The sequence below is a fragment of the Escherichia sp. E13S3 genome, from assembly GCF_004212325.1.
Taxonomy (GTDB): domain Bacteria; phylum Pseudomonadota; class Gammaproteobacteria; order Enterobacterales; family Enterobacteriaceae; genus Escherichia.
Window position 1 is genome coordinate 313,706 of sequence record NZ_RHJR01000004.1, and the last position, 20,172, is coordinate 333,877.

The window sequence follows — 20,172 nt, forward strand, 5'->3', positions numbered from 1 at the left end:
GCATTATTCTCATTAGTCCGCCAGAAACAGCGGGCCCATTGGCGGTTTTGGAAGATCAAATCGGTCAGGGTAATCTACCGCAACCAGATACAGCCCTTCCGCTTTCGCCGTTGCTGCCGCCAGCGTTCTGTCCTTTGCCGCTAACAGCTCTGCTATCCAACTCTCTGGCTGGTTGTGGGCGCCTACTTCCATCAGGCTACCGACAATATTCCTCACCATATGATGTACAAAGGCATTCGCTTTGATATCTACCACCACATAAGGACCATGTCGCGTGACGTTAATATGCATAACGTTGCGCCACGGCGTTCGGGACTGGCACTGCACCGCGCGAAATGAGGTGAAATCATTCTCGCCCAACAAGCATTGCGCAGCCCGATGCATCCGTTCGGCATCCAGCGGTTCGTAGAAGTGGGTCACACCTTTACTCAGCACTGCCGGGCGCAGCCGATGATTGTAGATGATGTAGCGATAACGGCGAGCCGTGGCGCTAAATCGGGCATGAAAATCATCAGGTACAGCTTTAACCCAACGCACGGCGATGTCACCAGGTAAATTCGCATTTACGCCTAATGTCCACGCGGCGTCTTTGCGCTGCGCGGTGGTTTCGAAATGCACTACCTGCCCGGTGCCATGTACGCCTGCGTCAGTACGCCCGGCGCAGAAGACGGTGATGGGCTCGTTCGCCACCTGGGAGAGCGCCTTTTCCAGCTTCTCCTGCACACTGCGGACTTCGTTCTGCCGTTGCCAGCCGTAATACCTACTGCCGTCGTACTCAATGCCCAGCGCAATTTTATAAACTGGCGGTTGTTGCTGGTCGGACATTAGTACAGATACTCCTGCACCAGTTTCTCGGCGATTTTCACTGCCATCAGTGCGCCGCCAAAACGGACGTTATCGGCCACCGACCAGAACTGGATTTGCTCTGGAATACCGTAATCATTGCGCACGCAGCCCACAGAAAGATGCGGCGTACCGGAAGCATCACCCACCTGCGTCGGGAATTCGTTCTCTTCGGAAAGCACAATATCTTCGCCCTGAGCAAACGCATCACGCGCTTCTTCTGCTGCCAGCGGACGCAGAGCTTCAAAGTTGACCATCTGAGCGTGACCGTAAAATACCGGTGCCTGCACGACGCTTGCCGAAATCATCAGCCCTTCGTCCTGCATGATTTTGCGCACTTCATCGACGATACGACGTTCTTCGCGCACGCTACCTTCCCTGTCCGGCAGTAACGGCAGCATGTTGAACGCCAGCTGACGTCCGAAGAAATCTTCTTCGTCAATCGGAATGCCGTTGAGCAATTTCGCACTCTGCCCCGCTAACGCATCGACCGCTTTTTTGCCCTGTGCGGAGGCTGAAATCAGGCTGGTAACGCTAATACGCGACAATCCGCCCTGATCGATTAACGGTTTCAGAGAAGCCAGCAGCTGGCTGGTCAGGCTGTCCGGTACGGCGATAACATTACGGTTACGGTAATCAGCAAGTACAAACGGGTTTACTTCCGGCACCACCAGCGGTACGTCGGGTTCGAGAGCGAACAATCCGCTGCTGTCGATAACCAGGCAGCCTGAGTTGGTTGCTTCTTCAACCCAGGTCGCGGTCGCTTCTTTGCCTGCGACAAAAAACGCCAGTTGCGCCTGCGTCCAGTCAAATTCGGCGGCATCCTGCACGGTGATTGTCTTACCACCAAAGCGCAGATGTTCGCCTGCGCTTTCGTTACGTGCCAGTGCATAAATTTCCCCAACCGGGAACTGACGTTCAGCCAGCGTTTCAATCAGGGCTTCGCCCACAGCGCCAGTTGCGCCCAGGACGGCAATGTTCCAGCCTTCAGACATGGTGGTTTACTCCAGAAAATGCAAAGCTCCCTGCCTATGTTACAGCAGAGAGCATGAAGAAGAGATTAACGAGCCGGATGATGAACGGCGTTAAAACCCAGTTTACACAGTAATGCCGCCGCGCTGGCGTCATCACAGATCACATACAGAGACGACCATTCGCGGCGCTCAAGATAGTTTTTGCGCAGTTTATCGAACTCACCCGGTATTCCGGCGACTTTACGCAGCGGTGCGTCGTCGCGGCGCACATCATACACCAAATGCACCAGCCTTTTTAGCGTCGGCTGATCGAGCGGACCATGCAGCGTGATGCGGCCAAACTCCGGCGCGGGCAGTAAAGTATCCAACGCCACGTGCTGTTCATGACCAATAAACTTGCTGTAGGCTTCAAACACTTGCGTTGTGCCACGCGCTTTACCTTCGAGGGTATAGCCCGCGATATGCGGCGTGCCGATATCCACTTTTTGCAGCAGCTCGACGTTGAGTTCTGGCTCGCCTTCCCAGACATCCAGCACCACGCTTAACTTCTGACCTTCATTCAGGCAGGTCAGCAGTGCGGTATTATCGACAACGGCACCACGGCAGGCGTTAATCAGAATTGCCCCCGGCTTCAGGCTGCGAATCAGTTTTTCATCCGCCAGATGCCGCGTTTTGTACGGACCATCTTTAAAGAGTGGCGTATGGAAAGTCAGAATGTCTGCTTGCGCGACCAGTTCATCAAGAGGACGGAAATCCCCCTCATCCCCACGATCGGCGCGTGGTGGATCGCAAAGTAATGTTTTGATCCCCCACGCTTCCAGCCGTGCCTGTAAACGTCGCCCGACGTTGCCGACGCCCACGATCCCCACGGTACGCTCGTGCAGTGAAAATCCATCGCGTTCGGCAAGCATCAGCAGTGACGAGAAAACATATTCCACTACCGCAATCGCATTGCAGCCAGGTGCAGCAGAAAAACCAATTCCCGACTGCTTTAACCACGCTTCATCGACATGGTCCGTCCCCGCAGTCGCGGTGCCAATAAATTTTACCGGCTTTCCTGCCAGCAAATATTCATTCACTTTCGTGACCGAACGCACCATCAAAGCATCTGCATCATCCAGTTCAGCAACTGGAATTGGACGCCCCGGAACCGCTTTCACCTCCCCCAGACGACTAAATAATTCGCGGGCATAAGGCATATTTTCATCAACAAGGATTTTCACGTTTGTGGTACCTGTATGAGAACGAGAGTTAACCGGACAAGTGTGCCATAATCTCGCGGCCAGGCATACTTGCGATGATTTCAGGTATAAGGATACGTAATGATACAACCAATTTCCGCCCCTCCTGGGCAACCACCGGGTCAGGGGGATAAACTGTCGTCTGGCGCAGGCAATCAGCCTTTATCCAGCTTACAACGTACAGTGCTGGAAAGTTTGATAACCAAAGTGACTTCGCTGACGCAACAGCAGAGCGCGGAATTGTGGGCCGGTATAAAGCACGACATCGGTCTGCCGGGCGATTCACCGTTACTTTCACGCAATTTCCCCGCCGCAGAACAAAACCTTGCACAACGTTTACTGGCCGCGCAAGAAAGCCATTCTGTCCGCCAGCTTTTGGCGCAATTGAGCGAGTATTTACGGCTGGGGAATAATCGTCAGGCGGTCACAGATTACATTCGTCATAACTTTGGTCAGACGCCGCTGAATCAACTCTCACCGGAGCAATTAAAAACCGTCCTGACGCTGTTACAGGAAGGGAAGATGGTTATCCCGCAGCCGCAACAGCGCCAGGCGACCGATCGCCCTTTGCTACCGGCAGAACACAATACGCTTAAGCAACTGGTGACTAAACTCGCGGCGGCAACAGGAGAACCCAGCAAACAGATTTGGCAATCTATGCTGGAACTTTCTGGGGTAAAAAATGGTGAGTTGATCCCGGCAAAAATGTTTACCCACCTGGTTACCTGGTTGCAGGCACGCCAGGTGTTAAGTCAGCAAAATACACCGACGCTGGAGTCGCTTCAGATGGCGCTAAAACAGCCACTGGATGCCAGCGAGTTGACAGTATTATCGAGCTATGTTGAGCAAAAATATGGCCTTTCTCAGCAATCAGCCCTGACTTCCGCACAGGCCGAGGATATCCTCAACCAGCTTTATCAACGGCGGGTGAATGGGATTGAACCGCGAGATATTCAACCGTTACTCAATCCCTTTACGCCATTCATTAACACGATGCAAGAAATGGCCATGCGCCCCAGCCTGTGGATATTGCTGACCGCCATCATCGTGATGTTGGTCTGGTTATTGAGTTAACCACGACGAAATGACAGTATCGTCACGATAATCCCCAGCACCGCCGATATCGCCCCGGCAAGGAATACCGACGAGTAGCCAAATGTGGTCGCCAGGACACCTGCCAGTGGCCCGGAAACACCGAGGGCGATATCCTGAAACGCCGCATAACCGCCGAGCGCAGTACCGCGAACCTGAGACGGAACGCGCTTAACCACTTCCACACCAAGCGCCGGGAAGATAAGTGAACACCCTGCCCCGGTTAACGCCGCACCAGCTAATGCCACCCACGCGCCAGGCGCTTGCCAGAGCAGCAACAAACCTACCGTTTCGACAAGCAAAGAGACAATCGCCACTTTCACGCCGCCAAAACGGTCTGGCATCCAGCCGAACATCACGCGCATCACGACAAATGCGCCGCCAAATGCGGTGAGTGTAAAACCTGCCATCGCCCATCCTTTGCTGGCAAAGTAGAGCGATACAAAGGTTCCGATAACCGCAAAGCCAACGCCCTGAAGCGCCAGACCAAGACCCGGTTTCCAGATAAGTCCGACAACACTCCACAGCGATGGACGTTCTCCCGCCATTGCCGGTACTTTGCGGACTGTGCCGTTACAAGCCCACGCCAGTAAAGGCAATGCCATTGTCGTAAGCGCCAGTGCGGCAAAACCGTAATGGCTATGAATCAACAAGCCTAGCGGTGCGCCCACCGCCAGTGCGCCATAAATCGCCATCCCGTTCCACGACATCACTTTGCCTGAGTGTTTCGGCCCGACAATGCCCAATCCCCAGGTCAAAGCGCCCGTCAGCAACTGGCTTTCACCAAAACCAAGAATCAAACGCCCGACGACCAGCAGGGCAAATTTAATCGGTGCGGAGACAGGCAAAAGCGCCGCCAGCAGCAGCGCGCCGCCAGCCAGACCGCAGGCGAACATACCCTGAAGCGCCGAACGTTTTGCACCATATTGATCGGCCAGCCGTCCGGCGTAGCCACGCGTCAGCACCGTAGCCAGAAACTGAATCCCGACGGCAATCCCGACCAGGGTGTTGCCATAGCCCAGTTCATGATGAACAAACAGCGGGATAACCGGCAACGGCAGCCCGACGGTCATGTAGGTGAGAAAAACCGCAAAAGCGATGCGGAAGAGCGAAAAATTGGCAGAAGATCGTGTTTCTGTTTGGCTTACAGCAGTCATGCTTTACTCCAGAATGCAGCGCAAGGCGAGGAGTCTCCCCGTCTCATCTCTCTGGTTTTCAGGGTTACGGTGCGTTGGCAGGATTTAACGCGAACGTCTTTTCAGACGGAAATCGACAAAGCGGGAAGTTTGCCTGGAACAGGCGGCGATTGTCAATGATGTGAAAAAGGGAACCATCGGGTTCCCTTATTCTTTAGTGCTGGAGGCAGCATTGCCGCGTATCGTCGGATGCGACGCTGACGCGTCTTATCCGACCTACTCCGAATTAATCTTTCAGCTTACGCATTACCAGCGTGGCGTTGGTGCCGCCGAAGCCGAAGCTGTTAGACATCACGGTGGTCAGTTCGCGATCGGTCGTTTCGGTCACGATGTTCAGACCCGCAGCCTGCTCGTCCAGCTCTTCAATGTTGATACTCGGGGCGATAAAGCCGTGTTCCAGCATCAGCAGAGAGTAGATAGCTTCCTGTACGCCAGCAGCGCCCAGAGAGTGACCGGTCATTGCTTTGGTTGCAGAAATCGCCGGGCTCTTATCGCCGAACACTTCACGGATAGCCGCCAGCTCTTTCACGTCGCCAACCGGAGTCGAAGTACCGTGGGAGTTCAGGTAGTCGATTGGGGTATCAACACCGTGCATCGCCATCTTCATGCAGCGCACTGCGCCTTCGCCAGACGGAGCAACCATGTCTGCGCCATCAGACGTTGCGCCGTAGCCAACGATTTCAGCGTAGATATGAGCACCACGTGCCAACGCGTGTTCCAGTTCTTCGACCACCACCATACCGCCGCCGCCAGCGATAACGAAACCGTCACGGTGAGCGTCATAAGTACGGGAGGCTTTTTCCGGGGTGTCGTTGTATTTGGTAGACAGCGCGCCCATTGCGTCGAATTCGCAAGCCATTTCCCAGCACAGCTCTTCACCGCCACCAGCAAACACGATGTCTTGTTTGCCCAGTTGGATCTGCTCTACTGCGTTACCGATACAGTGTGCGGAAGTCGCACACGCGGAGCTGATGGAGTAGTTAACGCCGTGGATTTTGAACGGCGTGGCGAGGCAGGCAGAAACGCCAGATGCCATCGCTTTAGTGACCACATACGGGCCAACCGCTTTCAGGCCGCGCGGGCCGCGCATTGCGTCAGCGCCGAACACCTGAAAACGCGGAGAGCCGCCGCCGGAACCTGCAATCAGGCCAACGCGCGGGTTATTCTGGTAAGCTTCCGGGGAGAGGCCAGCATCTGCAATTGCCTGCTCCATAGAAAGGAATGCATAAATGGATGCGTCGCTCATAAAGCGCACAACTTTGCGGTCAATGAGGCCAGTGGTATCCAGTTTTACGTTGCCCCAAACGTGGCTACGCATGCCGGAATCCTTCAGCTCCTGAGAGAAAGTGATCCCTGAGCGTCCTTCACGCAGAGATGCCAGGACTTCCTGCTGGTTATTACCGATGCTGGAAACAATGCCCAGGCCAGTAATCACTGCACGTTTCATTCAATACCTCTGTAAGTCGCACATAGAGTAAGTTTCGAATGCACAATAGCGTACACTTGTACGCCGAACAAGTCCGATCAGCCAATTAATAGAGAAATTTGCGCAGCCTGGCACACATCGCTAAGATCGAGCCACCGCCTGTAAGACGAGTAACTTACGTGAAACACTACTCCATACAACCTGCCAACCTTGAATTTAATGCTGAGGGTACACCTGTTTCCCGAGATTTTGACGATGTCTATTTTTCCAACGATAACGGACTGGAAGAGACGCGTTATGTTTTTCTTGGGGGTAACCAATTAGAGGCACGCTTTCCTGAGCATCCACATCCTCTGTTTGTGGTAGCAGAGAGCGGCTTCGGCACCGGATTAAACTTCCTGACGCTATGGCAGGCATTTGATCAGTTTCGCGAAGCGCATCCACAGGCGCAATTACAACGCTTACATTTCATTAGTTTTGAGAAATTTCCCCTCACTCGTGCTGATTTAGCGTTAGCGCACCAACACTGGCCGGAACTTGCGCCGTGGGCGGAACAGCTTCAGACACAGTGGCCTTTGCCCCTACCCGGTTGCCATCGTTTATTGCTCGATGAAGGCCGCGTAACGCTGGATTTATGGTTTGGCGATATAAACGAACTGACCAGCCAACTGGACGATTCGCTAAATCAAAAAGTAGATGCCTGGTTTCTGGACGGCTTTGCGCCAGCGAAAAACCCGGATATGTGGACGCAAAATCTGTTTAACGCCATGGCACGACTGGCGCGTCCGGGCGGCACGCTGGCGACATTTACTTCTGCTGGTTTTGTCCGCCGCGGTTTGCAGGAAGCCGGATTCACCATGCAAAAACGTAAGGGCTTTGGGCGCAAACGGGAAATGCTTTGTGGGGTGATGGAACAGACATTACCCCTCCCCTGCTCCACGCCGTGGTTTAATCGTACGGGCAGCCGCAAACGGGAAGCAGCGATTATCGGCGGCGGTATTGCCAGCGCGTTGTTATCGCTGGCGCTATTACGTCGCGGCTGGCAGGTAACGCTTTATTGTGCGGATGAGGCCCCCGCGCTGGGTGCTTCCGGCAATCGTCAGGGGGCGCTGTATCCGCTCTTAAGTAAACACGATGAGGCGCTAAACCGCTTTTTCTCTAATGCGTTTACTTTTGCTCGTCGGCTTTACGACCAATTACCCGTTAAATTTGATCATGACTGGTGCGGCGTCACACAGTTAGGCTGGGATGAGAAAAGCCAGCATAAAATCGCACAGATGCTGTCGATGGATTTACCCGCAGAGTTGGCTGTAGCCGTTGAGGCAAATGCGGTTGAACAAATTACGGGCGTTGCGACAAATTGCAGCGGTATTACTTATCCGCAAGGTGGCTGGCTGTGTCCGGCGGAACTGACCCGTAATGTGCTGGAACTGGCGGAACAGCAAGGTTTGCAGAATCGTTATAACCACCGATTGCAGAATTTATCCCGTAAGGATGATTGTTGGTTGTTGAATTTTGCAGGTGATCAGCAAGCGACGCATAGTGTAGTGGTACTGGCGAATGGGCATCAAATCAGCCGTTTCAGCCAAACGTCGTCTCTGCCAGTGTATTCAGTTGCCGGGCAGGTCAGCCATATTCCGACAACGCCGGAACTGGCGAAGCTGAAGCAAGTGCTGTGCTATGACGGTTATCTCACGCCGCAAAATCCGGCGAATCAACATCATTGTATTGGTGCCAGTTATCATCGCGGCAGCGAAGATACGGCATACAGTGAGGAAGATCAGCTGAAGAATCGCCAGCGATTGATTGATTGTTTGCCGCAGGCACAATGGGCGAAAGCGGTTGATGTCAGTGATAAAGAGGCGCGCTGCGGTGTGCGTTGCGCCACCCGCGATCATCTGCCAATGGTAGGCAACGTGCCTGATTATGACGCTACACTCGTGAAATATGCGTCGCTGGCGGAGCAGAAAGAGGAGGCGGTAAGCGCGCCGATTTATGACGATCTCTTTATGCTTGCTGCTTTGGGTTCGCGTGGTTTGTGTTCTGCCCCGCTGTGTGCCGAGATTCTGGCGGCACAGATGAGTGAAGAACCGATTCCGATGGATGCCAGTACGCTGGCGGCGTTAAATCCGAATAGGTTATGGGTGCGGAAGTTGTTGAAAGGTAAAACGGTTAAGGCGGGGTAATCTGCTTTGGCATTGTTTGTCGGATGCGGCGTGAACGCCTTATCCGACCTACGTGTGACGTGTAGGCCTGATAAGACGCGATAAGCGTCGCATCAGGCATGGTGCTCCAGACGCCAACAACTTACTGCTGTGACGCCTGCTGAAACAGGTGTTCCCACATATCGGTTACCAGCGCCTGGTCACGCGGCGACAATTCACCAGCACCAATGGCTTTTTCCAGACTCTGGCTAACGGTCGTATGCACCGCCTGAGCGGAGTGGTCATCACCACTTTCCAGTTCTGCGATAGCTAATGTCAGGTGGCCACGCAAATACCCACTGGCAAACAACTCATCATCACTGGCATGGTCAACCATACCGTCGATTAATGCCAGAATGCGTGATTCAAACTCCGCGATCATCTTCTTTCCTCATTGTAAAACGTGGCGCCGGCTTCAGTTGAGCGCTTCCGGCCACGGGAATTGTTCCGCCGTAAGTTCCGGCGTGTGATAATAATTTTGTAGTGCTTTAATGAAGCGTGCCGGGCGTTCCGGAATGCCATTTGTCAGATAATCCATCACCTGCGCATGTACCCGCCGTTGAAACACCACACGATCCGGTTCGAAGTCGCCTTCCAGATTGTCGCAACTGACGTTAAACGGATATCCCGCCGCCACGCAGAACAACCAGTCAAGCGCCTGCGGCTTCACTTCAACATCTTCAAACTGGCTTTGCGTTTGGGCATCGCGACCGTCCGGGCAATACCAGTAGCCGAAATCAACCAGCTCACGGCGCGCTTTCCCGGCAATGCACCAGTGCGAAATCTCGTGAATTGCGCTGGCATAAAAGCCGTGGGCAAAGACGATTCGGTTATACGGTACTTCCGCATCAGCAGGAAGATAGATCGGTTCGTCGTCGCCTTTAATCAGACGGGTATTAAATTCATCGGCAAAGCAGCTATTAAAAATTTCAATCAACTGCTCATAGTGGTGTGTACTGTTCATTAGTTCATCCCCAACCAGTGGAGGATCTCCTGTCCGTGGCTATCATAAAGTAATTTGGCACTCATCACCGCCGAGACAATAACGATCATCGGGCGGATCAGCTTTTGTCCTTTGCTCAACACCAGTCGGGAACCCATGCGCGCCCCGAGGAACTGCCCCACCAGCATCACAAATCCCGTCGCCCAAATCACTTTGCCGCCGAGAATAAACAGCAGCAAACCGCCGATGTTTGACGTTGCGTTAAGTAATTTGGCGTGAGCCGTGGCTTTGGCGAGGTTGAATCCACACAGCGTAACGAAAGCCAGCGCGTAAAACGATCCGGCAGCCGGGCCAAAGAATCCGTCATAAAAACCGACACAGCCACCGGCAATTAACGCGAAGGGTAAACCGTACATCCGGCGCTGGCGATCTTCTTCACCCAGCTTTGGCATCAGCAAGAAATAGAGGCCGATGCAAATCACGAGGATGGGCAATATCTGCCGTAATATATCGGCCTGAACATATTGCACCAGCAGTGCGCCACTCATTGAGCCGACAAAGGTCATGGCGATATTGAGTTTCTGATCGCTTAGGCTAACCACTTTGCGGCGAATAAAGTAGATAGTGGCGGAAATAGAGCCACCGCAGGCTTGCAGTTTATTGGTTGCCAGCGCGTTAGCGGGAGACATCCCCGCCGCCATCAATGCCGGAATGGTGAGTAACCCACCGCCACCGGCAATCGAGTCGATAAATCCCGCCAGCATGGCGACAAAAAAGAGGACTCCCAGCAACAGCGGGGAAACCATAAACAGGCTATTAAACGTTTCCATTAGATCACGTGCTCATCCAGTAGCGCCTGGCAGGAAGGCGGCAACGGAGGCGGTGTCTTCTTCTCAGGCTTTGTTGTTCCCGGTTTTGGAGGTTCAAACCAGCTTTGCAGTTCTGCCCCGCAACCATCGCCTGGTGGCGGTAAAGGTTGATCTTCACACTCCAGACTATCGGCAGGACAACGTAATCGTACATGCATGTGTGCGCGATGCTGGAACCAGGGTCGCACTTTGCGCAACCAGTCGCGATCGGTACCCGCATCAAGGCAAAGTTGTTGTTTAATCGCCGGATTAACAAAAATGCGCGTGACGTCTTTGTCCTGGGCGGCGAGTTTGATCAAGCTGAAAATTTCTGGCTTCCACAGCGTGGAGACAACGTGTTTACCGTCGCGGGAAACTAAGTCCAGTGCTTGCGGGCGCAAGAGCTGCGCGGAGGTCCAGCGTGTTTTCGGCAGTTGCAGGAAGATATCGACATCCAGTCCGGTCTGGTGGCTGGCGTGACCGCCGTTGAAACGCCCACCAGCAGGCATTCCCATATCGCCAATCAACACCGTACCCATGCCCAGATTGCTCACCTGGCTACTCAGGCGCTGGATAAACATCACCAGATCCGGGTGTCCGAAATAGCGACGCTGATCGGTACGCATGACCTGATAATGTTCGGACTGTATCGGCAACGTGTCAGCGCCGACGATACAACCATTGGAAAAACTGCCTATCGATTGTGCGCTACCCGGCACAGGTTGGGTTATTTTTTGCCACGGCGTCGCTGCCAGGCTGGTGCTACTGGCAAGCAGGGCCAGCAGCGCAATCGCGGTTTTGTTCATTTTTTACCAGCGTGGAATATCAGTCTTCACATCGGCATTTTGCGCCCGTTGCCGTAACAGGTGATCCATTAAAACGATCGCCAGCATCGCTTCAGCGATCGGCACTGCTCGGATCCCGACACAGGGATCGTGACGGCCTTTGGTGATCATCTCAACTTCTTCGCCAAAGCGGTTAATGGTGCGCCCCGGCACGGTAATGCTGGAGGTCGGTTTCAGCGCCATATGGGCAATGATTTGCTGCCCGCTGCTGATACCGCCGAGAATGCCGCCCGCGTGGTTGCTCTGGAAACCGTCTTTGGTGATTTCGTCGCGATTCTGGCTGCCGCGCAGCGCCACCACGTCAAAACCGTCGCCAATTTCCACACCTTTCACCGCGTTGATGCTCATTAGCGCATGGGCGATGTCGGCATCCAGGCGGTCAAAGACCGGCTCGCCAAGTCCGGCGGGGACGCCACTGGCAACAACGGTGACTTTCGCGCCGATGGAGTCGCCCTCTTTTTTCAGCGCGCGCATCAGTTCATCTAAGGCTTCGATTTTGTCCGGGTCCGGGCAGAAGAACGGATTTTGCTCGACCTGCGACCAGTCTTTGATTTCCAGCGGAATGTCGCCCATCTGGGTCAGGCAGCCGCGGATTTCAATGCCAAATTTCTCGGCGAGATATTTTTTGGCAATAGCCCCTGCCGCCACGCGCATGGCGGTTTCACGGGCGGAAGAGCGTCCACCGCCGCGATAGTCGCGCAAACCGTATTTTTGTTCGTAGGTGTAATCGGCATGGCCTGGACGGAAAACGTCCTTAATTGCGCTGTAATCCTGAGAACGCTGGTCGGTATTTTCTATGAGTAGGCCAATGCTGGTGCCGGTGGTCACACCTTCAAAAACACCGGAGAGAATTTTGACCTGATCCGGCTCGCGGCGCTGGGTGGTATAGCGCGATGTCCCAGGGCGACGACGGTCAAGGTCATGTTGCAGGTCCGCTTCCGTCAGCGGAATGCCTGGCGGAACACCATCGACGATGCAGCCGAGTGCCAGCCCGTGCGATTCTCCGAAGGTGGTTACGCGAAAGAGTTGTCCAATTGTGTTTCCAGCCATCACGGCTCCGTTATTGTTGTGTTTGCGTGTTTATTTAATCTTTATAAATCGCGAAATGTTCACGTGCGGCAATAAGCTGCGCTTTGGTGAGCATAAACACACCGTCGCCGCCGTTATCAAACTCCAGCCAGGTGAACGGAACATCCGGATATTGTTCCATAAGATGTACCATGCTGTTGCCGACTTCACAAATCAGCACGCCATCATCAGCGAGGTAATCTGCCGCGTTTCCGAGAATGCGACGCGTCAATTTCAGGCCGTCGGTGCCAGATGCCAGGCCCAGTTCCGGCTCGTGGCGGTATTCGTTTGGCAGGTCGGACATATCTTCCGCATCGACATACGGCGGGTTAGTGACAATCAGGTCGTACTGCACTTTCGGCAAGTCGCGGAACAAATCGGACCGAATAGGAATGACGTTGTGGATCAGACCGTGTTCTTCGATGTTCTGTTCAGCAACCGCCAGCGCGTCGGGAGAGATATCTACCGCGTCGACTTCTGCATCCGGGAAGGCATAAGCACAGGCAATGGCGATGCAGCCGCTACCGGTACACATATCTAAAATATGCTGCGGTTGCTTGCTGATGAGTCCGGCAAATTTATTGTTGATCAGTTCACCAATCGGCGAGCGCGGCACCAGCACGCGTTCATCGACGTAAAATTCATGGCCGCAGAACCAGGCTTTGTTGGTCAGGTAAGCCACCGGAATGCGCTCGTTGACGCGGCGGATCACGCGCTCAACAATACGGTGTTTTTCGCTGGAGGTCAGACGCGCATTGCGCATATCTTCCGGAATATCCAGCGGCAGGTAGAGCGACGGCAACACCAGTTGCACCGCTTCATCCCACGGGTTATCGGTACCGTGACCGTACCAGATATTTGCCGCGCTGAAGCGGCTAACCGACCAGCGCAACATGTCCTGAATGGTTTGCAGCTCATTTACTGCTTCATCAACGAAAATTTTATCCACGTATTCCTCCAGGGCATGATCGCAATAATTTCGGCGGCTAGTTTGCCATGAAGATGACGATAAATCAGCATTCACGCGGCGATGACGCAGGAAAATTATGTTTTGTCCGATCGATTGGGCTGCGAGTCGGGTAAACTGTAGGAAAAGAAAAAATAGAGATGCATAGATGAAAAAGAAAACAACACTTAGCGAGGAGGACCAGGCTCTGTTTCGCCAGTTGATGGCGGGGACTCGCAAGATTAAGCAGGACACGATTGTCCACCGACCGCAGCGTAAAAAAATCAGCGAAGTGCCGGTTAAGCGGTTGATTCAGGAGCAGGCTGATGCCAGCCATTATTTCTCAGATGAGTTTCAGCCGTTATTGAATACCGAAGGTCCGGTGAAATATGTCCGCCCGGATGTGAGTCATTTTGAGGCGAAGAAGTTGCGCCGTGGCGATTATTCGCCGGAGCTGTTTTTGGATTTACACGGTCTGACTCAGCTACAAGCCAAACAGGAACTAGGCGCGTTGATTGCCGCCTGCCGCCGCGAACATGTGTTTTGTGCCTGCGTGATGCATGGTCACGGGAAGCATATTTTGAAACAGCAAACACCACTGTGGCTGGCGCAACATCCGCATGTGATGGCGTTTCACCAGGCCCCCAAAGAGTACGGTGGTGATGCGGCGTTATTGGTGTTGATTGAGGTGGAAGAGTGGCTGCCGCCTGAGTTGCCCTGAACGCAAAACCGGATACGGCATAAACGCCGTATCCGGTTTGGTCGCTACAACATATTCAGCACATACTGGAATCGGCAAGTGGAATCTATAGGTTGCGGTGTAGTGGTATCGACACGTACCACAATATCGTGCAGTTGCTTGTCAGTTATCGCATGTCGGTTTGGTATGGTTGTCACTTTGTTATCGGTACAACCATATGACGTAAAAGTGATCATTTGCGATACAAAGCGACAATATGCGCCACGATCGTCAAATTGGCTACCATCACACAACTTGCCATCCTTCATCAAAAAGGTGGGGAGTGTATTTTCGATTACCCCTCCAGTGGATTTCAATGATAATAGCTTGCTACGTACTACCGAATTTGGGCTCCATGAAACATCATAAGGGTCTAAAGGAATCGGCGGACATGTGGAGTTAAAAGTCGAAGGTCCCATATAAACAACACCACTTCTTCTTGATTGTGATTTGATATTACTGGTCACTATCCAGGGACAGCCACCAGGATCTCCTTCAACGATGATGTCCATGATCACCTTGTTACAAGTAAATTCTCCCGATGCCGGCAGCCCTGGACAATTCGATGAATCAATAGATTCCCCACTTTTCACATTAATTTTGGGTGCTGGCCCTGGCCCATTCCAGGATATATTCGGAATATCTCCGGCCAGAAGAATATAACCATCCCGGTGATATTCTCCCTGATATACACCTGATGAGGTTTGAACATTAAGTTCATACCAGATTGAGGTATTAAAGTTACCGGCATAACCCATGTCGGTGTGCATATCACGAAACGTTATTGATGCCATCGCGGTAGGTAACATCAATACAAATAAGCAAAAAAAATAGCGTAATTTTTTCATTTTAAAGGTACTCAAACGTTGCGGTTAGCTGAGCGGTAAAATTACCGGGAGTCACATCACGACCGCTTTTTGCCTGTAACCAGGCGCGAAAATTTAAGCTATTGCTGCCATTATTAAGTACAAAGGTCGCACCAATAGTACTGTTGATGGCGACAGGTGTGCCGTCGTTTTTTTCCATACCTATACCTACTCCCTGCGCACCCGATGACGCATCCAGCGCCAGAATACCCGGCTGTTCGCTATCTTCCGTGCCGGTCAAGGTTACCTTTACGTTGTATGAGGTTGGCCCCTTACAGTCTTTCAGTTGAAAAACTACAGGCTGGCGGGCCGACTGCCCGGCGACCATTAAATCTTGTGTACTCACCGTAGGAAACTGCACTTCTGCCAGCAATCCTTGTGTCTCTACTGGCGTACAGGTTTTATTCAATAGATTACCGTAAAAATGCAGGTTATCAGTCGCCTGCACCGTCGTCGCCCAGGTCAGCATTAAACTCCCCAGCAGTGTTGCGAGAACATATTCTGGTGTTTTCATTGGTAATCCACCTGTAGCGTGGCATAAGCGGAAAATGCTCCGTCTCCCAACGCCGCGTCGCTGGCTTTCACCGGTACCGCCTTGAGCGTTGGGGGGCTGGCAGGATCAATACTCAGAGGCTTATCCAGCTCAAACGGACTGCCGTTTTGTTGCATTTCAATGCCCAGGTCAGTAACGCTGGTCTGGACCGCCGACGTATTGTAATTGGTAGGTGTCCCCTTCCAGGTCAGTGTCATTTCCCAAACCGCATCTCGAACACCAGAATCACAGGTGATCTCATATGGCACAGTCTGAAGAAAGTTAACACCGTCAATGTCATTAATAAGGATGTCACCAAAATCCACTTCAATGGTTTTCCCGCCGCTAATGGTACAAACAGGCGGTGATATCAGAGTTCCGTGAAAAGTAATGTCCGGTGTAGCTGCCTGTACCACGCTACAGCAACTGCAAATCACAAAAAAAACGAGTCGTTTCATTGATAATCCACCACCATGGTCATACTGGCGTTAAATTCCGATGCCGCGAGTGATACACCGCTCTCTTTTACTGGCACCGCTTTCAGCTTCGGTTGGCTGTTGATGTTGAAAGGCATCCAGTTGTTTTCGCCAATCGGAAACAGCGAATTATCAGCCGCATTTTCAATTCGAATCCCAAATCCAGAAATCCCTGTGCTCAACACTGTTTCGCCATTAATCGTGGTAGTCGCTCCCTTAAACTGCATTTGCAGGTCGTCACTTAGACTTCCCTTACAGTCCAGTTTGTACTCAGCATTCATGCGATAGTTGGTGCCATTGATCTTTTTGATGATCACATCACCAAACTCCACAGCACTACCCGTTACTGAACAAGGTGGTGGAGCATCGACCAGCACCCGCAATATCAGATCAACGGATTTCGATTCTCCGCCTGCCGCAGGATGGCTCACCACACCAAAAACCAGCAGTAATTTAACCAGAAACATCTTTCTCATCGGATTCTCCTGGAATCAGCCTTTGCTGCTTAGTTCTTCATCCACCAGACAGGCACTACCGCTACAGCGGAAAAAGAGCGGCATACGCGCACCATAGTCGTTGACATAGGTCAGCACTGGTGTGCTATCCATTTTCACGTTTAACGGGGCGTTGGTTTTGGGCGGCATGACTAACGGCGAGAAACCCGCCGCTGGATTGCCATTTTTCTGCGTACTGGCGTTGCTGATGATGACGTAATACGCCGTTGGGTTATTGACGGTAAATTCCTGGCCGCTGCGGGTTAGGGTCACTTTATGCTGCCAGGGAGTTTGTGTGCTGCTTTTTTCCAGTGCCTTAGGACGCCAGAAAAGTTTGATACGTGTCTGCAGAGCAATTTGCAGCGTGTTAGCTTTATTCGATTTAGGCGGGATCTCGCGAACGTTAAAGTAGAACATCGTTTCGCGATCGGCAGGCAATTTGTGGATATCTGGCAATCCCTGAATTTTCACCTGACCGTTCATCATCGCATCAATACGCTGTACAGGAGGTAAAACAGCTAATGGTGAACTCACCTTGTTACCCTTTTCATCTTCAATCCAGCTTTGCGCCAGGTAAGGAAGTTTAGGATCGTTATTACGTAGGGTAACACTAATAGATTTATCACTTTCGTTAAAAATCAAACGGGTACGATCGGGCGTCACTGAAGCCTGTGCGTAAAAACTTGCAGCCGCCGCCATCAACGTCAATGCAGTGACGATCTTTTTTGAAGAGATATGTTTAGACATGGATCATTCCTTAATCACGTTATTAATTCGATGAAACAGACATTGGTGGTTCCATTGGTGTCACCTGTTGTGTCTGCTCCTGAATGACGGGCTGAATATCATGTGATATTGCGGGAGCACTTCCCCCAATTTGCTGGCATGGCAACAGCAAACCATTGAAGAGATCATCCGGTAGCGGGTCCGGCAGACTGATATCGCAGTGGGATTCTCCCTCCCAGGATACCGTCATGCGTTCACCCGGTTTAACGCCCGCCAGATAGACATTCCCTTCATCATCAACCAGACCAACTTGCTGTTTATTAACATTTTTCACTTCCGCACCAAATGGCGGATGACTACCATCCTGCAATCGCAATACCGCCATTGCTTTCTGCCCACTGATCACTGCAAATTTACGATAACCAATGGCACCTTCCGTTAGCGTTGCCTGGACCACCGACTGGGTGGCCTCAGCATTTTCTGGCAGGTTATTCAAATCGATATAAGCCTGATTACGGTAGTAGTCGTTAACATCGGCCACCACGGCTTTACCAAACATGTTGGTATAAACAGCAGCACCATTGCCTTCTACTGGTACATTGGCAACGCCATCGGCATCAATCAGCAGACGCGTACCGCCCATATTCTGCGTGCGATGCAGCGCGCCGCCGTGAGCAGTCAGCGTTGCCCCGCCCTGTAAAGAGATACCCGCGGAAGTGTATTGCCCTTCATGATAGTTGGCGCTCAGATCAACTTTTGCCATCGTGCCATCGTGGCTGTAATAACCATCTACACTGGCGTGGTTTTCACTGGTGCCTGCACTCAGCGTATAGTGGCTGGCATCATCAATTCGATGGTACAAACTCGCCTGACTGCTGTCGGCACCGCTGCCATAGTTGCCGTTGTAACTGATGGTGCTGCTGTCGCCCCACGGCAGACTTAAGGAAAGATAAATACCTTTATCGGCGTTGTTATCGTATTCATAGCGATAACCGGTCAGAGAAACGCTCATGTTTCTGATACTTCCCATATTGAAATAATGAGAAAGCATCATGTTGTAGTTGGTTTGATCTTCGCGGTCCCAGTAGGTGTGGTGGGAATAGTTGAGATAGACCGAAACACGCGCATCCCTGAAGTTCTGGTTGTAAGTGACCGTATACATCTCTTTGTCGTTACCCGTGCGCGCCCGATCGGCGTTGTTAGCATCCAGGTATTCGCTCATGGTCATGTAGTTTTTTTCAGAGAAGCGATATCCGGCAAAGGTCACACGGCTGTTGAGTTCATCAAAATCTTTGGCATAACTGACACGATAAGAGTTACCATCCAGCGTTTTGTTGCCGTATACGCTGTTGTCGTCAAAACGAGTACGGGAGTGGGTAACATCAAACGCTAACGCGCCGAACAGCGCCAAATCGCGCCCAAGCCCAATTGCTGCTGATTGATAGTTTTCATCCGCTAACGCGCCGCCGTAAAGTGACCAGCCATTGGCGATCCCCCATGACGCTTCGCCTCCTGAGAAGAAACTCCCTTCGACGTGATGATCCCAGTTTTGCGGGCGCCCCATCGACACTTTATATCGCACCTGACCCGGTCGGGTCAGAAACGGCATGGAAGCCGTGCTGACGTCATATTCCTGCACCTGACCGTTTTGTTCTTCGATGCGGACATGCAGCGTGCCAGATACCGAATCACCAATATCCTGAATACGGAACGGGCCTGCGGGGACCTGGGTTTCATAAAGGACGCGTCCCATTTGCGTTACGGTCACTTTCGCAGAGGTATGTGCGACGCCGGAAATATCCGGAGCGTAGCCGCGAAGGTTTGGCGGCAACATTTGATCGTCGGTGCTGATGCTACCGCCAATGTAGCTAAAGCCATCAAAAATATCGGAGTTGAGGTAATCTTCACCCAGCGAAAGTTTGGCTTTTAATGACGGCAAGGCGCGCCAGGCGTAATAACGGCTCCACTCCCAGTTTTTTTGCGTGCCGCTATCGTTAGCATCACCATCATCGTTACTGCGGGTATGCTGATAGTCGCTCTGCCAGTCGGCACGCAGGCGCCACGGGCCAACGTTAACGCCAACCGTACCATTACCACTAATATCGTTAGTATCATCCCCACCCTCTTCATGCCGGGTCTGGGCGTTGATACTGTAATCGGCAATAAGACCGGGAATACCTTCATCCCAACGTGAAGGTGGATCCCATTCACTGTCGGTATATTCAAGATAAGCCTGTGGCAAAGAAATCACGAGAACTGACTGGCTTAAATCACCAGTCATTTCCATGCCATTTAACGGTTCAGTATTCAGACACTGACCATCACGAATCCATTGCAAGTTTTTCGTGATATCTTCTTTAAAGCCTAACTGAGCAACCAGTTCAGGCGGTAAGCAGGCATACGATTTATCAGGATTGTTTTCGACTGCGTACCAGTAGATATCGTATTCATCAGGTAAGGATTGGTTATTTACATGAACCTGTAAATTATATTTACCCGGTTCAACATAACCTTTTTGGGAAAAACGCCCCAAATCAATTTTGGTATTCCCTTTTAACTCCAGAAATCGGGCATCAAACTGAATGGTATCATCTGCCAGGGCATAAAATGGACTTCCGGAAATTGCCAGAGCAATCCACCACGAAAGCCCCCGTAAACGGAGAAAAGAATGTTCGGGCATTTACGTATCCATCCGTAATTATTATATTTTAAT

20 protein-coding genes are annotated in these 20,172 nt (G+C 52.1%); 3 read left to right on the forward strand and 17 right to left on the reverse strand.

Annotated features, from left to right (window positions below):
- Nucleotides 1-12: 12 nt before the first annotated feature.
- The 3 genes from truA to pdxB form a co-directional block, all read right to left on the reverse strand.
- Nucleotides 13-825, reverse strand: coding sequence for a tRNA pseudouridine(38-40) synthase TruA (gene truA, locus D9597_RS06760; RefSeq protein ID WP_001283597.1), 813 nt, complete (start codon nucleotides 823-825; stop codon nucleotides 13-15).
- A complete protein-coding gene (locus tag D9597_RS06765; protein ID WP_130216940.1) occupies nucleotides 825-1,838 on the reverse strand; it encodes an aspartate-semialdehyde dehydrogenase in 1,014 nt (337 codons plus the stop codon). The genes truA and D9597_RS06765 overlap by 1 nt, the downstream gene beginning before the upstream one ends.
- Before the next feature lie 65 nt (nucleotides 1,839-1,903).
- Nucleotides 1,904-3,040, reverse strand: a complete 1,137-nt coding sequence (gene pdxB, locus D9597_RS06770; RefSeq protein WP_130221949.1) for a 4-phosphoerythronate dehydrogenase PdxB — start codon at nucleotides 3,038-3,040, stop codon at nucleotides 1,904-1,906.
- A 99-nt stretch (nucleotides 3,041-3,139) separates the two neighbouring features.
- On the opposite strand from pdxB, the gene flk reads away from it, so the two are divergent.
- Nucleotides 3,140-4,132, forward strand: coding sequence for a flagella biosynthesis regulator Flk (gene flk / locus D9597_RS06775; RefSeq protein ID WP_130216936.1), 993 nt, complete (start codon nucleotides 3,140-3,142; stop codon nucleotides 4,130-4,132).
- Here the strand turns inward: flk and D9597_RS06780 are convergent.
- Nucleotides 4,129-5,307, reverse strand: coding sequence for an MFS transporter (locus tag D9597_RS06780; protein WP_130221950.1), 1,179 nt, complete (start codon nucleotides 5,305-5,307; stop codon nucleotides 4,129-4,131). The genes flk and D9597_RS06780 overlap by 4 nt on opposite strands.
- A gap of 265 nt (nucleotides 5,308-5,572) precedes the next feature.
- Nucleotides 5,573-6,793, reverse strand: a complete 1,221-nt coding sequence (fabB, locus tag D9597_RS06785; protein ID WP_000817178.1) for a beta-ketoacyl-ACP synthase I — start codon at nucleotides 6,791-6,793, stop codon at nucleotides 5,573-5,575.
- A 158-nt stretch (nucleotides 6,794-6,951) separates the two neighbouring features.
- Between fabB and mnmC the strand changes: the two genes are divergently transcribed.
- The gene (gene mnmC / locus D9597_RS06790) at nucleotides 6,952-8,958 is read left to right on the forward strand and encodes a bifunctional tRNA (5-methylaminomethyl-2-thiouridine)(34)-methyltransferase MnmD/FAD-dependent 5-carboxymethylaminomethyl-2-thiouridine(34) oxidoreductase MnmC (protein WP_130221951.1); all 2,007 of its coding nucleotides are present in this window, start codon (nucleotides 6,952-6,954) and stop codon (nucleotides 8,956-8,958) included.
- Nucleotides 8,959-9,079: 121 nt separating this feature from the next.
- Here mnmC and D9597_RS06795 read toward each other — a convergent pair whose 3' ends face one another.
- From D9597_RS06795 to prmB, 6 genes are read right to left on the reverse strand one after another with little or no spacing between them, the layout of a single operon-like run.
- Complete coding sequence (locus D9597_RS06795) at nucleotides 9,080-9,358, reverse strand: YfcL family protein (RefSeq protein ID WP_000559761.1); 279 nt, start codon at nucleotides 9,356-9,358, stop codon at nucleotides 9,080-9,082.
- A gap of 33 nt (nucleotides 9,359-9,391) precedes the next feature.
- On the reverse strand, nucleotides 9,392-9,940 hold the full coding sequence (gene epmC / locus D9597_RS06800; protein WP_001089241.1) for an elongation factor P hydroxylase: 549 nt from the start codon (nucleotides 9,938-9,940) through the stop codon (nucleotides 9,392-9,394).
- Nucleotides 9,940-10,749 (reverse strand): sulfite exporter TauE/SafE family protein, encoded by an 810-nt coding sequence (locus D9597_RS06805; protein WP_064526496.1) that lies wholly within the window; start codon nucleotides 10,747-10,749, stop codon nucleotides 9,940-9,942. The genes epmC and D9597_RS06805 overlap by 1 nt, the downstream gene beginning before the upstream one ends.
- Entirely contained in the window at nucleotides 10,749-11,573 is an 825-nt protein-coding gene (gene mepA, locus D9597_RS06810) for a penicillin-insensitive murein endopeptidase (protein ID WP_130221952.1), read from the reverse strand. The genes D9597_RS06805 and mepA overlap by 1 nt, the downstream gene beginning before the upstream one ends.
- Before the next feature lie 3 nt (nucleotides 11,574-11,576).
- A complete protein-coding gene (gene aroC, locus D9597_RS06815; protein ID WP_001353064.1) occupies nucleotides 11,577-12,662 on the reverse strand; it encodes a chorismate synthase in 1,086 nt (361 codons plus the stop codon).
- 34 nt (nucleotides 12,663-12,696) lie between these two features.
- The gene (gene prmB / locus D9597_RS06820; RefSeq protein WP_130221953.1) at nucleotides 12,697-13,629 is read right to left on the reverse strand and encodes a 50S ribosomal protein L3 N(5)-glutamine methyltransferase; all 933 of its coding nucleotides are present in this window, start codon (nucleotides 13,627-13,629) and stop codon (nucleotides 12,697-12,699) included.
- A gap of 166 nt (nucleotides 13,630-13,795) precedes the next feature.
- On the opposite strand from prmB, the gene smrB reads away from it, so the two are divergent.
- Nucleotides 13,796-14,347, forward strand: a complete 552-nt coding sequence (gene smrB, locus D9597_RS06825) for an endonuclease SmrB (RefSeq protein ID WP_000730806.1) — start codon at nucleotides 13,796-13,798, stop codon at nucleotides 14,345-14,347.
- 44 nt (nucleotides 14,348-14,391) lie between these two features.
- Here the strand turns inward: smrB and D9597_RS06830 are convergent, their stop codons facing one another.
- From D9597_RS06830 to D9597_RS06855, 6 genes are all read right to left on the reverse strand, one after another.
- The gene (locus tag D9597_RS06830; protein WP_130221954.1) at nucleotides 14,392-15,213 is read right to left on the reverse strand and encodes a StfH/YfcO family fimbrial adhesin; all 822 of its coding nucleotides are present in this window, start codon (nucleotides 15,211-15,213) and stop codon (nucleotides 14,392-14,394) included.
- A gap of 1 nt (nucleotide 15,214) precedes the next feature.
- Nucleotides 15,215-15,700, reverse strand: a complete 486-nt coding sequence (locus D9597_RS06835; protein ID WP_240779317.1) for a fimbrial protein — start codon at nucleotides 15,698-15,700, stop codon at nucleotides 15,215-15,217.
- 41 nt (nucleotides 15,701-15,741) lie between these two features.
- Complete coding sequence (locus D9597_RS06840; RefSeq protein WP_130221956.1) at nucleotides 15,742-16,221, reverse strand: fimbrial protein; 480 nt, start codon at nucleotides 16,219-16,221, stop codon at nucleotides 15,742-15,744.
- Nucleotides 16,218-16,715, reverse strand: a complete 498-nt coding sequence (locus D9597_RS06845; RefSeq protein ID WP_130221957.1) for a fimbrial protein — start codon at nucleotides 16,713-16,715, stop codon at nucleotides 16,218-16,220. Before D9597_RS06845 ends, D9597_RS06840 begins: the two co-directional genes overlap by 4 nt.
- Before the next feature lie 15 nt (nucleotides 16,716-16,730).
- Nucleotides 16,731-17,432 (reverse strand): fimbria/pilus periplasmic chaperone, encoded by a 702-nt coding sequence (locus D9597_RS06850; RefSeq protein ID WP_135387025.1) that lies wholly within the window; start codon nucleotides 17,430-17,432, stop codon nucleotides 16,731-16,733.
- A 70-nt stretch (nucleotides 17,433-17,502) separates the two neighbouring features.
- Nucleotides 17,503-20,139, reverse strand: coding sequence for a fimbrial biogenesis outer membrane usher protein (locus tag D9597_RS06855; protein WP_130221959.1), 2,637 nt, complete (start codon nucleotides 20,137-20,139; stop codon nucleotides 17,503-17,505).
- Nucleotides 20,140-20,172: the final 33 nt, after the last annotated feature.

Excerpts from the sequence above, each read along its gene's own strand:
- mepA (WP_130221952.1), bottom strand. The coding sequence starts at position 11,573 with ATGAACAAAACCGCGATTGCGCTGCTGGCCCTGCTTGCCAGTAGCACC.
- D9597_RS06840 (WP_130221956.1), bottom strand. The coding sequence starts at position 16,221 with ATGAAACGACTCGTTTTTTTTGTGATTTGCAGTTGCTGTAGCGTGGTA.
- D9597_RS06855 (WP_130221959.1), bottom strand. The coding sequence starts at position 20,139 with ATGCCCGAACATTCTTTTCTCCGTTTACGGGGGCTTTCGTGGTGGATT.
- truA (WP_001283597.1), bottom strand. The coding sequence starts at position 825 with ATGTCCGACCAGCAACAACCGCCAGTTTATAAAATTGCGCTGGGCATT.
- smrB (WP_000730806.1), top strand. The coding sequence starts at position 13,796 with ATGAAAAAGAAAACAACACTTAGCGAGGAGGACCAGGCTCTGTTTCGC.
- aroC (WP_001353064.1), bottom strand. The coding sequence starts at position 12,662 with ATGGCTGGAAACACAATTGGACAACTCTTTCGCGTAACCACCTTCGGA.
- epmC (WP_001089241.1), bottom strand. The coding sequence starts at position 9,940 with ATGAACAGTACACACCACTATGAGCAGTTGATTGAAATTTTTAATAGC.
- D9597_RS06845 (WP_130221957.1), bottom strand. The coding sequence starts at position 16,715 with ATGAGAAAGATGTTTCTGGTTAAATTACTGCTGGTTTTTGGTGTGGTG.
- D9597_RS06795 (WP_000559761.1), bottom strand. The coding sequence starts at position 9,358 with ATGATCGCGGAGTTTGAATCACGCATTCTGGCATTAATCGACGGTATG.
- D9597_RS06805 (WP_064526496.1), bottom strand. The coding sequence starts at position 10,749 with ATGGAAACGTTTAATAGCCTGTTTATGGTTTCCCCGCTGTTGCTGGGA.
- D9597_RS06765 (WP_130216940.1), bottom strand. The coding sequence starts at position 1,838 with ATGTCTGAAGGCTGGAACATTGCCGTCCTGGGCGCAACTGGCGCTGTG.
- flk (WP_130216936.1), top strand. The coding sequence starts at position 3,140 with ATGATACAACCAATTTCCGCCCCTCCTGGGCAACCACCGGGTCAGGGG.
- fabB (WP_000817178.1), bottom strand. The coding sequence starts at position 6,793 with ATGAAACGTGCAGTGATTACTGGCCTGGGCATTGTTTCCAGCATCGGT.
- D9597_RS06835 (WP_240779317.1), bottom strand. The coding sequence starts at position 15,700 with ATGCTGACCTGGGCGACGACGGTGCAGGCGACTGATAACCTGCATTTT.
- D9597_RS06780 (WP_130221950.1), bottom strand. The coding sequence starts at position 5,307 with ATGACTGCTGTAAGCCAAACAGAAACACGATCTTCTGCCAATTTTTCG.
- D9597_RS06830 (WP_130221954.1), bottom strand. The coding sequence starts at position 15,213 with ATGAAAAAATTACGCTATTTTTTTTGCTTATTTGTATTGATGTTACCT.
- D9597_RS06850 (WP_135387025.1), bottom strand. The coding sequence starts at position 17,432 with ATGGCGGCGGCTGCAAGTTTTTACGCACAGGCTTCAGTGACGCCCGAT.